The 13,480-nt window shown below is 63.0% G+C and carries 15 protein-coding genes and 1 tRNA gene; 7 read left to right on the top strand and 9 right to left on the bottom strand.

The window, feature by feature from the left end; translation table 11 throughout:
* Nucleotides 1-2: 2 nt before the first annotated feature.
* Nucleotides 3-1,118, top strand: a complete 1,116-nt coding sequence (locus OXM58_15930) for a bifunctional trypsin-like peptidase domain-containing/SEL1-like repeat protein (GenBank protein MDE0149856.1) — start codon at nt 3-5, stop codon at nt 1,116-1,118.
* 248 nt (nt 1,119-1,366) lie between these two features.
* Here OXM58_15930 and OXM58_15925 read toward each other — a convergent pair whose 3' ends face one another.
* The 3 genes from OXM58_15925 to OXM58_15915 all read right to left on the bottom strand — a co-directional run bounded on the left by OXM58_15925 (nt 1,367) and on the right by OXM58_15915 (nt 3,858).
* Nucleotides 1,367-2,620: a thiolase family protein gene (locus tag OXM58_15925; protein ID MDE0149855.1), complete on the bottom strand. Its 1,254-nt coding sequence runs from the start codon at nt 2,618-2,620 to the stop codon at nt 1,367-1,369.
* Between the two features lie 41 nt (nt 2,621-2,661).
* Complete coding sequence (locus OXM58_15920; GenBank protein ID MDE0149854.1) at nt 2,662-3,087, bottom strand: DUF2794 domain-containing protein; 426 nt, start codon at nt 3,085-3,087, stop codon at nt 2,662-2,664.
* A gap of 201 nt (nt 3,088-3,288) precedes the next feature.
* Nucleotides 3,289-3,858, bottom strand: a complete 570-nt coding sequence (locus tag OXM58_15915) for a hypothetical protein (GenBank protein MDE0149853.1) — start codon at nt 3,856-3,858, stop codon at nt 3,289-3,291.
* 256 nt (nt 3,859-4,114) lie between these two features.
* On the opposite strand from OXM58_15915, the gene OXM58_15910 reads away from it, so the two are divergent.
* Nucleotides 4,115-5,200, top strand: coding sequence for an LLM class flavin-dependent oxidoreductase (locus tag OXM58_15910; GenBank protein ID MDE0149852.1), 1,086 nt, complete (start codon nt 4,115-4,117; stop codon nt 5,198-5,200).
* Nucleotides 5,201-5,461: 261 nt separating this feature from the next.
* Here the strand turns inward: OXM58_15910 and OXM58_15905 are convergent, their stop codons facing one another.
* Both OXM58_15905 and OXM58_15900 read right to left on the bottom strand, forming a co-directional pair.
* On the bottom strand, nt 5,462-5,968 hold the full coding sequence (locus OXM58_15905; protein MDE0149851.1) for a cytochrome b/b6 domain-containing protein: 507 nt from the start codon (nt 5,966-5,968) through the stop codon (nt 5,462-5,464).
* Nucleotides 5,969-6,062: 94 nt separating this feature from the next.
* Nucleotides 6,063-6,215 (bottom strand): hypothetical protein, encoded by a 153-nt coding sequence (locus tag OXM58_15900; protein ID MDE0149850.1) that lies wholly within the window; start codon nt 6,213-6,215, stop codon nt 6,063-6,065.
* A 323-nt stretch (nt 6,216-6,538) separates the two neighbouring features.
* On the opposite strand from OXM58_15900, the gene OXM58_15895 reads away from it, so the two are divergent.
* Nucleotides 6,539-7,426 (top strand): hypothetical protein, encoded by an 888-nt coding sequence (locus OXM58_15895; GenBank protein ID MDE0149849.1) that lies wholly within the window; start codon nt 6,539-6,541, stop codon nt 7,424-7,426.
* A gap of 99 nt (nt 7,427-7,525) precedes the next feature.
* Here the strand turns inward: OXM58_15895 and OXM58_15890 are convergent, their stop codons facing one another.
* Nucleotides 7,526-8,086: a 3-hydroxyanthranilate 3,4-dioxygenase gene (locus tag OXM58_15890; protein MDE0149848.1), complete on the bottom strand. Its 561-nt coding sequence runs from the start codon at nt 8,084-8,086 to the stop codon at nt 7,526-7,528.
* A gap of 280 nt (nt 8,087-8,366) precedes the next feature.
* Entirely contained in the window at nt 8,367-9,194 is an 828-nt protein-coding gene (locus tag OXM58_15885) for a helical backbone metal receptor (GenBank protein MDE0149847.1), read from the bottom strand.
* A 398-nt stretch (nt 9,195-9,592) separates the two neighbouring features.
* Here OXM58_15885 and OXM58_15880 point away from each other — a divergent pair, with 398 nt between their 5' ends.
* The 4 genes from OXM58_15880 (at nt 9,593) to OXM58_15865 (ending at nt 11,908) form a co-directional block, all read left to right on the top strand.
* Complete coding sequence (locus OXM58_15880; GenBank protein MDE0149846.1) at nt 9,593-10,042, top strand: thioesterase family protein; 450 nt, start codon at nt 9,593-9,595, stop codon at nt 10,040-10,042.
* A 124-nt stretch (nt 10,043-10,166) separates the two neighbouring features.
* On the top strand, nt 10,167-10,661 hold the full coding sequence (locus tag OXM58_15875; protein ID MDE0149845.1) for a CinA family protein: 495 nt from the start codon (nt 10,167-10,169) through the stop codon (nt 10,659-10,661).
* Between the two features lie 443 nt (nt 10,662-11,104).
* Nucleotides 11,105-11,317 (top strand): hypothetical protein, encoded by a 213-nt coding sequence (locus tag OXM58_15870; protein MDE0149844.1) that lies wholly within the window; start codon nt 11,105-11,107, stop codon nt 11,315-11,317.
* A 3-nt stretch (nt 11,318-11,320) separates the two neighbouring features.
* Nucleotides 11,321-11,908 carry a hypothetical protein gene (locus tag OXM58_15865; protein ID MDE0149843.1) on the top strand — a complete coding sequence of 196 codons (588 nt, stop codon included), beginning with the start codon at nt 11,321-11,323 and terminating at the stop codon, nt 11,906-11,908.
* A gap of 182 nt (nt 11,909-12,090) precedes the next feature.
* Here OXM58_15865 and OXM58_15860 read toward each other — a convergent pair whose 3' ends face one another.
* Together OXM58_15860 and OXM58_15855 are read right to left on the bottom strand one after the other, a co-directional pair.
* Nucleotides 12,091-13,275, bottom strand: a complete 1,185-nt coding sequence (locus tag OXM58_15860) for a Rieske 2Fe-2S domain-containing protein (protein ID MDE0149842.1) — start codon at nt 13,273-13,275, stop codon at nt 12,091-12,093.
* 109 nt (nt 13,276-13,384) lie between these two features.
* Nucleotides 13,385-13,461: transfer RNA gene (locus OXM58_15855), tRNA-Arg, on the bottom strand.
* Nucleotides 13,462-13,480 lie beyond the last annotated feature (19 nt).

Genomic DNA, 13,480 nt, shown 5'->3' with positions numbered 1-13,480 from the left:
CCATGAGGCCGGTCCTCGCGTTCTTCGCAACTTGTTCGATCTGTCTCGCCGCGGCCTCACCGCACGCTTATGCCGGGGCCTTGCGGCTCGAGAACGCCCACCGCGCCGTGTGGAAGGTGCATGACGCCCTGTCCCCGAAGGCCGGAAAAACAGGCACATTCGATCAGGGAACGGCATTCGCGATCGGACCGAATCGGATGCTCACCGCCTTTCACCTCCTGCTCGGTTTCGTCGAACCGGACGGCGCCCCCGGCCATATCGAAGACCATATCGAATTCGTCCAGGCCCACGGCGAAAAGAGGTGGGCGCTCCGGGTGAAAAGGGTGCTCGCCGTGGACCTCGCCCACGACCTGGCCCTCCTGGAAACGGAGAAAGGCGCCGGCGGCTACCTCGACTTCGCGGACGGGGATCTGCCGGCCCCCGACGAGCGGTTGAACATTCTCGGCTATCGGGGACGCGCGTTCGCGTGGATGAAGCCGGCACGGGGCGTCGCCTATGCCAACGATTTCTTCTTTCTGGTTCCGACCGGCACATCGGAACTGAAAGGCCTGAGCGGCGGCGCCCTCGTGACCGGCGAGGGGCGCGTTGCGGGCATGGCATTCTACGCCAACGCCAATATGCTCTTCGCGGTGCGGCCGCGGCACATCCGCAGCTTCGCCGCCGGAAAGACCGGAACCCGGTGCGATCTGCATCCGAACCTGAACGCCTGCCTGATGGCCGGCGTCGAAGACGTGAGAAGAATGGCGGCGAACGGGCATCTCCTCGCCCAATTCGAACTGGGCCGCGAATACAGCTTCGCTGCCATGATCGACAAGCGGGCGGAACCGAGCGTCGCGCTGCTGGAGCGGGCCGCAGACCGCGGTCTTGCCTGGGCGGCGTTCAAATTGGCGTTCCGGTATATCCGAGGCATCGGGGTCGGGAAGGATCTGGGGAAAGCCTTTCGCTACATCGAACGCGCCGCGAAAAAGGGTTTCCCGCCCGCCATGTACTGGGCCGGCCGGTTTCTCCGCAACGGATGGGGGGTGCCGAAGACCCCAGCCCTGGGCGACTACTGGATGAGACGGGCCGCCGGGAGCGGATATGCTTTGGCGGAGACCGATCCGAAGCGGGACCGCTAGCCTGCCAGGCGCGGCCGCGTTGGAGCGGATACGGAGTGGGGGTCAGGCCGGATTTCTCCCCCACTTCCCGTCATATCGACCGAAGCGAACCGGAGGTTCGCGGAGCGGAGATATCTTTTCCGCGCTGTACCGGTGTCATTGTTCCGCAGCGAAAGGATTTCTCCACTCCGCGGCTGCGCCGCTCTGGTCGAAATGACGGCCGTGAAATCGGATTGGGGCGCTGACCTACCGCGAAACTGCGGAGAAATTTACCCCGCCCGCTCCAGAATCGTCACGGCGCAGGCGGCTTCGTCGAAGCCGATGACGCCGCCGCCGTTTTCCGACAGGGCGAGTTGCGCGCCCGCGACCTGGCGGGCGCCGGCCTCGCCGCGCAATTGCCGGGCGAGTTCGTAGATCATCGACAGGCCGGTCGCGCCGACCGGATGGCCCTTCGAGACCAGCCCGCCAGAGGTGTTGATCGGGATGCGCCCGCCGATCGCGGTTTCGCCGCTCTCGACCAGTTCGCCGCCCCGGCCGAACTCGGCGAAGCCCATCATCTCGGCCTGGTAGATCTCGCAGAAGGCGGTCGCGTCGTGGACCTCGGCGACGTCGATGTCCTGCGGGCCGACGCCGGCCCGGGCGTAGGCCTTCTGCGCCGCAACATGGGACAGGCCGGGTTCGTCGAGCCGCCGGTATTTGCCGCCGGCCAGTTCGCAGGCCCGGATGCGGATGGCGCGGTCCTGCACCCCAGCCGGCTGGCCGCGCAGGAAATCCTCCGAACAGACCAGCACCGCCGCAGCGCCGTCGCCGACCGGCGAGCACATGGCCCGGGTCAGCGGCCAGCTCACCGGCCGGTCGTTCAGCACGTCCTCGACCGAAAGCTCGAAGCTGTATTGCGCCTTCTCGTTCTGCGCGCCGTTGCGGTGGTTCTTGGCCGCGCCGGCCGCGATCTGGCGCTGCGTCGTGCCGTGGGCCTTCATGTGATAGCAGGCCTGCATGGCGTAGGTGTCCATGAACACCGTGCGGTCCGGCCCTTCCTCGAACGGCTTGCCGGCCTCCTCGCCGGCCTCGGCGTAGTAATTCCGCCATTCCTCCGGCGTCAGCTGGTCGATCGCGGCCCGGTAGACCGCCATCGTGTCTTCCGGCGCCTGCGGGTTGAACAGCTTCTCGACGCCGATGGCGAGGCTGACGTCGCACTCGCCGGAGAGGATATCCTTCCATGCGCCGTGCAGCGCCATCTGGGCCGAGGCGCAGCCGCCCTCGACGTTGACCATCGGCACGCGTTCCGGGAACAGGCCCTCGCGCACCAGCGGCGTGAACAGGATCTGGCCGCGGATCGAGGCCTGGCCGTCGACCCACAGGCCGCAGTTGGAGAACCAGCCGAATTCGATGGCGTCGCCGGTCTCCATGCCGGCGTCGGCAAGCGCGCCGCAATAGGCTTCGCGGGCGAGATCGCGATAGCTTTTTTCGGGTGCGCGCTCGAAGCGGGTCGAACTGGCGCCAATGATCCAGGCGTCGGTCATGTCAGGGGCCTCCGCAGGTCGGGGCAGGGGGCGCGCGCCGGTCAGCCGGCCGACGACCAGACCAGGCGCGGCTGCCGCTCGACCGCGCCGATCACCTCTTCGAGCGACGGGGACTGCGTGATCTCCTGCGGCCCGGCCTTGAGCACGAACAGGCCCGGCCGGTCCTTGTGGCCCGCCGTCTTGGTTATGGCGTATTCCGGATGTTCGGCGGCGCAGCGGTAGAAGGAGACGGTCGCCTGCGTGGCGTCGTGGTCGATGGCGTAGTCGCGCCATTCGCCGTTAACGACGCGCCGGCTGTAGAGCGAGAGCAGCTTGCAGAGCTCGGACCGGCTGAAGAAGGTGTGGCGGGATGCGGGCGGAGGCCTTACGGGGGCGGAGGGTGGATGGCGCGTCCCGGATGCCGGAGCCCTGTGGCCGGCCGCACGCCGGGACGCGCGCGCCTGTTCGATATCGATCAGCGTCCCCATGCCCGCTTCGCCCTCCCGATCGCCATGCGCTGCGTGTCCTGCCCTGCTGTTATCGTGTCGTCATGTGCAGTTTCACCGAAGCCCGCCGCAGAGTCGAGTCCGGAGCGCGGCGAATACCGGGGTGCGTCCTGGAATGGCGCGATTCGCCTTCGGCGCTGCATCAACCGCCCTGTCGCCCCGGAGCGTCCTCCGCGACGCTCCTTACGCTGAGTCCGGCGGCTGCTCCCCACCGGCGGCCGAGCCGGCGCCGATCACCGTCACGCTGTCCGTCTCCGGTTCGTAGGTCAGCGTATCGACCTGGAACAGGTCGGCGCCGGTGACCCGGATGAAGCCGGCATCGTCCTCGAAATGGATCTGGTGGATGTCGTGCGGGCCGAACTTGCCGACCTGGCCCGGTTCGAGCCGGTAGGCCCGCGTGCGCTTGATCCTGGCGTGGCCGTCCCGCGAGCCATCGTCGAGGCGGCGGTATTCCGTCATGTCGGTGGCGTTCCAGGCCTGGCCGTAGATCGCCCAGGAGGCGCCGTGGTCGTGCGGCGGCGAGGTCCGGCCGCCGTAGCTCTTGTGGGAATAGACGATGAAGCCCTTTTCCGGGTCGGTGTAGAGCGCGCGATAGCCGTATTCGTCGCCCGGATTGCATTCCCGCGCGACGAAGCCCGGATTTTCCCGGATCAGCCGCTCGAGGTTCAGCCGGATGTTTTCGAGGTCGGCGACGCCGTCGGCACCGTAGGCGCGCCGGTTGTCGGCGCAGAACGCTTCGAAACTGTAGGTCATGGCCGGTCCTTTCGGTGTGCGGCGGGACCCGCCCGCCGGCGTGCCGGGGATGGCGGTCAGGATGTCACGAAACGCCCTGGTTTGTCATGCGCCGCCCGCCGCCGCGCGTGGCGGCCCTATCGTCGTTCGCCCGCTTCCCCACCCGTCATTGTCGTGCCGATTTGACGCCGGTCGGCAGGTCGGTATATCGATCCTGCCGGGCCGGCCGCCCGGACCGGTCGCCCGAACTGGTCGCATCACGAAAGGCGCGTCTGCCATGAAGGTCGGCATTCTCTTCACCTCGCACCCGGACCCGAAGTCCGAACCCTATCCGCACCGGGGCATTCACGAGCGGGTCACGCGCGAGATCCTCGAAGCCGAGGAGCTGGGCTTCGATGCCGTGTGGATTGCCGAGCACCACTTTTCCAACAAATACGGCATCCTGCCGGACCCGTTCAGCTTCCTGTCCTACCTGGCGGCGAAGACGACGCGGATCCGGCTCGGCGCGGCGGTCATGGTCGTGCCGCTGCACCATCCCCTGCGCATCGTGGAGAATGCCGCCTTCGTCGATATCCTGAGCGGCGGGCGCTTCCAGCTCGGCATGGGTTCCGGCTACCGCCCCTACGAGTTCGAGGGGCTCGGCATCAGCTACGAGGAACGGCGCGCCATCCAGGCCGAGGCGATCCCGCTGATCCTCGACGGCTTCCACAAGAAGCGGGTGAACAGCGACGGCCGGTATTTCCGCTTCGCGATGGACGAGACATACGAGGTCTTTCCCCAGCCGGTCCAGCAGCCGCACCCGCCCTTCTTCATGGCTGCCGGCACCGACGGCTCGATCCGCACGGCGGCGCGCAACGGCTTCGGGCTGATGCAGTCCCTGCTGCCCTCGGCCGCCACCATCGGCGAGCATATCGCGCTTTACCGCGAGCATATGGCGGAGGCGCCGGCGCCGCTCGACGCCAACCCTGCGTTCGGCGAGGTCGACGTGGTGCGCATGACCTATGTCGCGGCGACCGACGCCCGGGCGCGCGAGGAAAGCGAGGCCGGCATCACGCACCACATGAAGTCGTTCATGAGCGGTGAGGTCGGGCGCTACCTCGGCGACGTCGCGGAGAAGACGGACGAAAGCGAGTTCGCCTACGAGCGCCTGGTGAAGGACACCATCCTGCACGGCGCGCCCGACACGGTGCTGCGCCGGATCGAGGCGTTCCGCGACGTCGGCGCGACCTCGCTGATGCTGCACTATCCGCCCTATTACGGCCCGGAGCGGACCCTCGACATGCTGCGCCTGTTCGCCGCCGAGGTGCTGCCGGAGTTGAAGCGGATGGATACCGCCGCCCAGCCGCGCCGCGCGGCGGAGTGAGCGTTCAGCAGCCTCGATATTCCGAGACCTTTTTCGACCCCTCTTTGTCGCCCCGGATGGAGCGAAGCGGAAATCCGGGGTCCAGGGGCAACAGGCTGAAGCCTTTCGGGTCGGCTCTGGGCCCCGGATTTAATCCGGGGCGGCATGTTCATATTTTGGGATCGCGTTGGTTGGTCGGCCCTTGAGGGTTTCCATCCGTCCGGCTGCGCCACCGGCGGGAGTGCCCGCACAGCATGGTCAGCAGCATGGTCCCGGAACATTTCAGCCGCCCTTCTCCGGCCGCAGGATGCGGCGCATAACGTCGGTCTTGAGCACGAAGTGGTGGTAGAGCGCACCGGCGACGTGCAGCAGCAGCAGGATGAAGATCGCCAGCATGCCGGCCCGGTGCACCGCGGCCGACGCCTCGACGCCGCCGAACCAGGCCAGCGCGCCGGTGAGCGGCATCAGCAGGATGATCGCGTAGAACGCGAAGTGGACCGCTCTAGCGGCGAAGCGCAGGATCGCGCGCTCCTCGGCGGGCGGAGAGGGGGCGCCGCGCCGCAGCCGGAGCGCGACGCGCAAGAGGGCGAGCAGGAAGACTGCGATGCCGCCGGCGACGTGCAGATCGGCCATCAGGCTCTCGGCCTCGGTGGCCGCCGGCCCGCCCCGGGCTTCCCGGTAGGCCGCATGCATCCCCTCGTGCAGCACGACCTGCGCGACCACCAGCACCGCAATGACCCAGTGCAGCGCGATCTGCGTTGCGGAATACCCCGTTCTGGCAGGCGGCATGGCAAGACCTCGCGGCAGGAATAGCGGCGCCACAGACCGGGACGGGCGCGGCGATTATTGCCGACTATACGCCGAACGGTGCGGTTTCCGGCGGCTACTCCGAATCGCGCATCTGCCGGATGATCTCGGCGGGCGAAACGGTAAGGTTCACGCACTCGCGGCTCGCGATGCGTTCGCGCAGTTCCTCAACGGTCGGGTACTCCGCGACTTTGCGAATTTCGGCGAGCAGGTAGTCGGAAAGCGACATGCCGGCCAGCGCCGCCCGCGCCTCGAGTGTGCGGTGTAGCGAGTCCGGGCGTTGCGGATTTGGATCATTGTGGGCATGTGCATAACATGCTTTCATATAATTTGGATGGCAAGCGCTTGGGCCATACCTTACGCAAAATCCGCCTCCATAACCTCACGCAGCATGAACTGCGCAATCACCAATCATCTTCAAGTTAAAATTAGAACAAAGTAGTTGTTCAAAATATGAAAATGTCGTATAATGTAAAGCTATCTTAGTTTTGGCGCGATGAATCATTTCGCATGCGGCTCAATATTGAACACAAATTGGCGTAGTCCTAAACAATGTTCAAAAAATTACGCAGCATAATTGGTTACATTTTTGGCGTCCTAGGTTTTTTGTTTGCTATTAGCACTTGGGAACCGGAAGTGCGCATCTTAGCAATTGAACAGTCAGATACACCATTGGGTTATGTTGGACTAAAAACTAACGATATCTCGGTAAAACTTTTGGTTAAAGGTATCGATAATGTGTGGTACATTGACAGAAAGGCCATTTCATTAAAGAACATTGGTACTGAGCCGTTACTTGGTTCAGATATTCGATCCCCCATCCATGTTAAGCTAGAAAAGGGCGTAACATTGTTAGATCCTTCGGTTTCATTTTCTACAAACCCGGATGAACAAGAATATAGATGCTACATTAGAGATAATAAATTATATTTTGAATTTGATATTATCGATCCAAACCAAGGCTTCGAATGTCGATTTTATTTGGCATTTACAACAGGAAATAGCATTCTTCCTTCGGAATCAACTTTGCGAATAGTAGGAAGAATTCATGGATGGAGAATAGAGAAGGCCCCAAATAAACGTCCCATGATTTACTTTCTTGTAGATTTTATTGTTTATTCAATTATCGGTGCTTTCTTAACATTGGGGTTGTTGTTCGCTTTCACCAAAGCGCCATTTGGCAAGAGGTTCGACAAATTGACTACAATTGCGGCATCTCATGATAAGCGTATGGGTAAGATCAACAAAAAATATTCGTTACTAAACTCAAAAATGCGACGCCGGGTTTTTCTTAATCAATTTGTTTCATTTGTTTTGATTGTGCTGCCAATTATATTGGCATTTTATTTTGCTACGCAAGGTATAGATTTTTCTTGGAATTTAGCCAAGCAATTTGGTATTGCAATTGATTCAGTGCCTCTATTTCCTAGAACATACTGAATTTAGTGATAGAAATTACAAAAAATGGCGAACAGGTTTTCTGGACAACGCATTTCAAAAAAATTGACTGGCAGAATGGATTTAGTCGAAAATGATCCCTCACCCCATCACAATCCGCGGCAATCCCTCCGCCGGCGGGGGCGGGCGGCGGCCGGGGTCGAGCCAGCCGCAGTTGCTGCAGGTGCGCAATTCCTCGCTGGCGTAGTAGTTGCGGAACACCGGCGGCAGGTCGTCGACGATGCTGCTGAGCTGGAACTCGTCGCGGTGGATGCGGTGGCCGCAGTTGTCGCAATACCATTCGAAGGCGTCGAGATGGCCCTCCGGCCGCTGCGCCTCGATCACTAGGCCGTAGGAGCCGGGCTCCGGCCGCTGCGGCGAATGGCGGGTGTGGGGCGGCAGCAGCAGCACGTCGCCCTCGCGGATCGGCACGTCCTTGATGCGCCCGTCCTCGATGATGCGCAGGGTCATGTCGCCCTTGATCTGGTAGAAGAACTCCTCCAGCGGGTCGTCGTGGAAATCCGTGCGCTCGTTCGGCCCGGCGACGATGGTGACGATAAAGTTGGCGTCCTGCCAGATCTGGGCGTTGCCGACCGGCGGCCTGAGCACCTCGTCATGGTCGGCGATCCACTGCATCAGGTTGAAGGCGGCGAGTCCGGGCATGGTCCTGCTCCGCTGGGTGGCGTTCCGCCGGGTCGTTTGCCGGGTGGGGCGACGGCTTCAACATAGTGTGCGGCCGGCCGAATCGCCAGTGAGGTATCGCGCCCGTCCCAATACGTCATTTCGACCGAAGCCCCGGATTTAATCCGGGGCGGAGTGGAGAAATCTTTCCGCTGAAGAGCTTCGGTCTCCGTTCCGCGCGGGAAAGATATCTCCGCTGCGCCGCCCTGACGGGCGGCTCCGGTCGATATGACGATCGAAGGGAAAGGAATCGGGGCGTCTTTCAGTCCCGCCGCCGCACGCTGTCTGCCAAGTCCTTCAGATAGCGCAGGCCGGCGATGGCGCGGCTGCCGTACCAGCTGCAATATTCGCCGTCGACCATGAGCGCCTTCTCCGGCGGGCAATCGTGGTCGCGCAGGAAGGCGTCGACCTCCGCGCGGGTGAACTCGTAAGGCTCGGTCGGGAACAGGAACAGGTCGGTCGCCGCCACTGTCTCCGGCGTCAGGTCCACCGTCGGATAGCGGACGTCCGGATCGTGATGGGTCGTCCGCCAGCCGATCAGGCCGAGCATCGCCGAGATGTAGGTGTCGCGCGACACCGTCATCCACGGGTCCTTCCAGATGAAATAGAGCACGTCCCGGTGCGCGGCGGGACCGGCCGGCGGCAGGGCGGCGCGCGCGGCCTCGAACCGCCGGGCCAGGGCCGACGCCTCGTCCGCCTTGCCGAACAGGCCGCCCATCAGGGCGTAGAGCCGCAGATTGTCCTCGGGAACCAGGGGATGGGTGACGACGACGTTCGGCACGAAGCCGCGCATCGCCTCGGCCATCTCGACGGTGTTTTCGTCGATATTCAGAACAGCGTGGGTCGGCGCCAGCGCCTCCAGCTTGCGCAGATTGACTTTCTTGGTGCCGCCGATCGCGGGAATGCGCGCCACCGCCTCGGCCGGATGGATGCAGAAGCGGGTGCGCGCGACCAGCCGGTCCTTGAGGCCGAGATCGACCAGCAGTTCGGTGATCGACGGCACGAAGCAGGCGATCCGCGCCTCCGGCCCGGCCGATGCGAAGCGGGTGCCGGCATCGTCTTCCAGCAGCGGTCCCGCCGTTTCCGCCATCGCCTCGCGTTTCGCTGTCCGCAATCGGGTTCCGGGGCGAAAGAAACGCGCCGCTCCCGCGGCGTCAACCGGCTTCGTCGCGATGCTCGTGTCTTCGATCCGCTTCAACGAACGGAGAAATGACGGCACCGGCTGTACGACAACATCCCCCCTCCCCTTGGGAGAGGGGGTTAGGGGGAGGGGTCCGCTGACGTTGCCGCAGACCTTGAACCCGGCATCGGCGCGCTGCCCGACAACCCCTCCCCTGGCCCCTCCCCCAAGGGGAGGGGGATTCAAGCTGCACAGCGATTTTCCGAGGCCCGAACGCAATTCTCCTTCGGGGTGGAGACCAATTTGCCCCTTATCCGGAACCCGGCTCCTGCTCTATCACCGCGCATCGGCAAAGGCGGGAGAAGGCTGTGACCGGTACGACAGAGGACGGCTGGCACGAGACCGGCCGCGGGGTGGTGGTGCCCTGGAAATGCGACCATTTCGGCCACATGAACGTGCGCTTCTACGCCGAGGCGTTCGACGATGCGAGCTTCCATATCTGGTCGGCGATCGGCGTCCCGATTCTCGAGCTGGAGGAGAAGCTGGGCCTGATCGGCGTCGTGGCGTCGCTCAAGATCGATTTCCTGCAGGAAATGCGGGCCGGCCAGCTCTGGGTCGTCGAGAGCGCCATCGTCCGGGTCGGCGCGAAAAGCTTCACCTACCGCGAGCGGATGCGCGACACCCACAGCGGTATCGTCCACGCCACCGCCGACCTGGTCGAGGTGCTCTTCGACAAGATCGAGCGCAAGGCCGCGCCGATCCCCGGTTACGTCCGCGACCTGCTGGAGGCGAAGCTGATCGCGGGCGACCCCCGATGAATTCTGTTGGGATCGGGCGGATCGCGACCGTCACCCCGGACCGCAACCGCTCAGGGCCGTCTTGCGGCCTCGGGGACGGTCCGCTACAGCAATCCGGTTTGCGGATCGGAGGGGGGACGAAGTCATGGAATCGCTGCTGGCGCCGGCGCGGGACTGCGCCGCCATCCTGAAGGAAAACGGCTGGACGGTCGCGGTTTCGGAATCGTCGTCGGGCGGGCTGGTGTCGGCGGCCCTGCTCGCGGTGCCGGGCGCTTCGGCGTATTTCCGGGGCGGCGGCGTCATCTATACCCGCGACGCGCGCCGCGAACTGCTGCAACTGGCCGATGCGGAGGTCCGGGTGCGCGGCGCGACCGAAGCCTACGCCCTGATCGCGGCGGCGCAGATTCGCAGGCAGCTCGGCGCAACCTTCGGTCTCGCCGAATCCGGTGCGGCCGGGCCGGCGGACAGCCCCTACGGCCCGGCGGCGGGCACGACCTGCCTCGCGGTGAGCGGCCCGGCGGACATCGCGCGCACGATCCAGACCGGCCATAACGACCGGCCGGAGAACATGCGCGCCTTCGCCCGCGCGGCGCTCGATTTGTTGCTGGAGGCGATCGAAGCCAAAGTGAAGGTGCAGTAGGAATGAGACTGGATCGGCACCGGGGGGTGACTGAGGTCTAAGCGACCGCCTCTTCCAATCCTTGGCGAGGTCAATATTGCACACCGATATGACACTCAACCGGCGGTTGCTCTATGGGACAGAAGGCCTTGTGCATGTCTACCGTCATGCTGTACGCTCATGGAGCGTAGGAATGGGTGGTTTGGCATTCGAAGATGCGGGAGAACAGGAACTTTCCATGAAGCCCCGAAGTGTCATCCCATAGAGTTTTCCAATGCAGACAAAGTATCACAAGATGTGGCAATTGTAAGGTAAGGCAGTAGGCCGCTGAAGGAACAGGCTTGGTTCTGGATCGAGTTGGGATGCACGATCTGCTACAATGGACGTAATGATCGCGGCAGGGGACATGAGAGCAGATGTTCTGCATCTTTGAAGACGGGTAGCATTGAGTCCGTGGTGTTGAAATGACAGAGAAAAAGTCCAAAAAGATCAGAAAAAATTGGAGCACCCATCGCTCTGGCGCTTTTGTTCTGTCCGGTGTTGATGCAGATAAATTCGCTAAATCTGCAAGTGCACATGTTACTAAGGTAACCAAATCAAAAGAAATTGCTCGAAACAAATTACATAAACTCGGAACACACACTCCAACCGGGCGTCTTTCTAAAAAATACGGCTAACTGTTGCACCGCTTATCTTCGGCATTTGTTCTCGGGTATCACGGTTGCGATAAAGCAGTCGCCGAAGCCCTATTGAGTGGAGAAGAGTTTAAAACAAGCAAAAACGTTTATGATTGGCTGGGGAACGGCATTTACTTCTGGGAAGCGAATCCGGTTCGCGGTTTGGAATTTGCCGGTGAGTTGATGAACAGTAGTCGGGGATTGAATGTTACGGAACCGGCTGTTGTTGGTGCTGTAGTTGATCTAGGGCTTTGTCTTGATTTAATGACTTCAGCTGGTGTTCGCCAAGTGGAAGAGGCTCATAAGGTATTTGTAAAAATATGTGAAACGGCGGAGGTCGAGCTGCCGAAGAATTCGTCAGATGAAGATAAACTTCGTCGACCGTTGGACCGTGCAGTGTTTGAGCAATTGCATGACATCCGAAAAGAAGCTGGAGATTCAAGTATAGATACCGTGCGTGGTGTATTTGTTGAAGGTGATCCGGTCTATGAAGGGGCGGGATTCAACAAGAAGACGCACATCCAGATCTGCGTTCGAAATCCATTGAACATAAAGGGTGTATTTCGTGTTTCTGGAGATCAGTTGTCGTAACGCCGCCAAAAAATGTCAATCGACATTCTACTTTAATCCCCGATCTGTGCGCAATGCTGACTTCTCCAGGGGATGGTCGTTGTCCCGGTAGTCCATAGGGGGACCCGCACAGCTTCGCATAGTGCTTCGCGCTACGAGGAGCGATGAGGCCCGACACTGCCGGCAACGCCCGACGAATGCCGTTACATTGACTGCCCGGCCGCCGCCAGTTCCTCCTCCACGATCCGGTTGAAGCGGTCTAGGGCGCCTTCGAAGCGGCCGAAATGCAGGTCCGCGTTGGCGCCGGAGGAGAGGCCGCTCTGGATGCTTTCGCCGATCGCGAAGTCCTCCGACAGGGTGCGCGCGGTGATCTCGTGGTTCTTGCGCCAGTGACGGTTCGATTGACGGGCCGCTTCGGTGTCCGCCTCCGGGTCGGAAGGGTCGAAGTCCGCCGGCGCGAGCGTGGCGAGGCGCACCAGAGTCCGGTCCGGCGCGGTCGGCAGGGACTGAATCCAGACGATATGGTCTTCCTGGACCAGCAGTTGGGAGGACGGAAAGATCGAATAAACCAGGTTGGTCGCGCGCCGCAGCGACCGGCTGTCCTCCGGCAGCGCCATCTCGGCGTCGAGGCGCGCGCGCGGCAGGATCGAGCGGATATGCCGGCCGAACATGCGGTAGCTCGACAGATTGTCCTGGAAGAAGGGGCCGATCGTGTCCTTGTGGGCGATGCGGAAATGGTAGGATTCGAGGCCGCCCTCGTACAGGATCTTCCAGTTCGCCGCCCATTCCCGGCGCTCCTCGTGAACGATCCGCAGGCCGTCCGCGCCGAGCCAGCCGAAATCCGCCGCCAGCCCGCCGAGAAACCCGTCGATATCCGGCGCGGCGCCGGTGCCGGGCGCGATCCAGATCCAGCCGTGGGCTTCCGTGCAGCCGAGCCGCCGCAGGCCCAGTTCGGCCCGGTCGATGCCGGGAAAGCCGGCCTTGCCGTGGGTGACGCCCGTGAGTGCGCCGCGGTTGTCGTAGGTCCAGGCGTGGTAGGGGCAGGTGAAGCGGCGCCGGCAGCCTTTCGCCGCCCCGACCAGCCGCGTGCCGCGATGGCGGCAGACGTTGAGGAAGGCATGGACGGCCCCGGCCCGGTCGCGGGTCAGGAGCAGGGGCAGGCCGGCATGGTCGCGGGTCAGGAAGGCGTCCGGCCCCGCCAGTTCGCTGCTGTGGGCCGCCACCGCCGGCATCGTGTGGAACAGCGCCTGCATTTCCCGGGCGAACCGGTCCGGGCAGGTGTAGCGGGCAACCGGCCACGCCGTCACCGCGTCGTCGAGATAGAAGGAGCGCGCCTCGCGCAGGCCGGCGAGCTCTTCCAGCAGTTCGATTTCCGTTGCGCGATCCATGGCGGCTTCCCGGCGACGTTCGACGGACCGATTGGTAGGGCGTCGGCCGGCGTTTGATAAGCCCGATCCGATGCGCAGGCCGGGCGGGCGCCGGTCGGCGAGCCGGATTTGGCGACCCCGGCAGGATTCGAACCTGCGACCGTCGGCTTAGAAGGCCGGTGCTCTATCCAGCTGAGCTACGGGGCCGTATCGCTTGTCCGGCCGG

It is taken from the genome of Rhodospirillaceae bacterium (genome assembly GCA_028819475.1).
GTDB lineage: Bacteria > Pseudomonadota > Alphaproteobacteria > Bin65 > Bin65 > Bin65.
The sequence above is the reverse complement of the archived record's forward strand: the minus strand, read 5'-3'. Positions and strand labels throughout refer to the sequence as shown.

What these genes read in the sequence shown, in the direction of transcription:
- OXM58_15930 (MDE0149856.1), top strand. Translation starts at nt 3, where the DNA reads ATGAGGCCGGTCCTCGCGTTCTTCGCAACTTGTTCGATCTGTCTCGCC.
- OXM58_15925 (MDE0149855.1), bottom strand. Translation starts at nt 2,620, where the DNA reads ATGACCGACGCCTGGATCATTGGCGCCAGTTCGACCCGCTTCGAGCGC.
- OXM58_15920 (MDE0149854.1), bottom strand. Translation starts at nt 3,087, where the DNA reads ATGGGGACGCTGATCGATATCGAACAGGCGCGCGCGTCCCGGCGTGCG.
- OXM58_15915 (MDE0149853.1), bottom strand. Translation starts at nt 3,858, where the DNA reads ATGACCTACAGTTTCGAAGCGTTCTGCGCCGACAACCGGCGCGCCTAC.
- OXM58_15910 (MDE0149852.1), top strand. Translation starts at nt 4,115, where the DNA reads ATGAAGGTCGGCATTCTCTTCACCTCGCACCCGGACCCGAAGTCCGAA.
- OXM58_15905 (MDE0149851.1), bottom strand. Translation starts at nt 5,968, where the DNA reads ATGCCGCCTGCCAGAACGGGGTATTCCGCAACGCAGATCGCGCTGCAC.
- OXM58_15900 (MDE0149850.1), bottom strand. Translation starts at nt 6,215, where the DNA reads ATGTCGCTTTCCGACTACCTGCTCGCCGAAATTCGCAAAGTCGCGGAG.
- OXM58_15895 (MDE0149849.1), top strand. Translation starts at nt 6,539, where the DNA reads ATGTTCAAAAAATTACGCAGCATAATTGGTTACATTTTTGGCGTCCTA.
- OXM58_15890 (MDE0149848.1), bottom strand. Translation starts at nt 8,086, where the DNA reads ATGCCCGGACTCGCCGCCTTCAACCTGATGCAGTGGATCGCCGACCAT.
- OXM58_15885 (MDE0149847.1), bottom strand. Translation starts at nt 9,194, where the DNA reads ATGGCGGAAACGGCGGGACCGCTGCTGGAAGACGATGCCGGCACCCGC.
- OXM58_15875 (MDE0149845.1), top strand. Translation starts at nt 10,167, where the DNA reads ATGGAATCGCTGCTGGCGCCGGCGCGGGACTGCGCCGCCATCCTGAAG.
- OXM58_15870 (MDE0149844.1), top strand. Translation starts at nt 11,105, where the DNA reads ATGACAGAGAAAAAGTCCAAAAAGATCAGAAAAAATTGGAGCACCCAT.
- OXM58_15860 (MDE0149842.1), bottom strand. Translation starts at nt 13,275, where the DNA reads ATGGATCGCGCAACGGAAATCGAACTGCTGGAAGAGCTCGCCGGCCTG.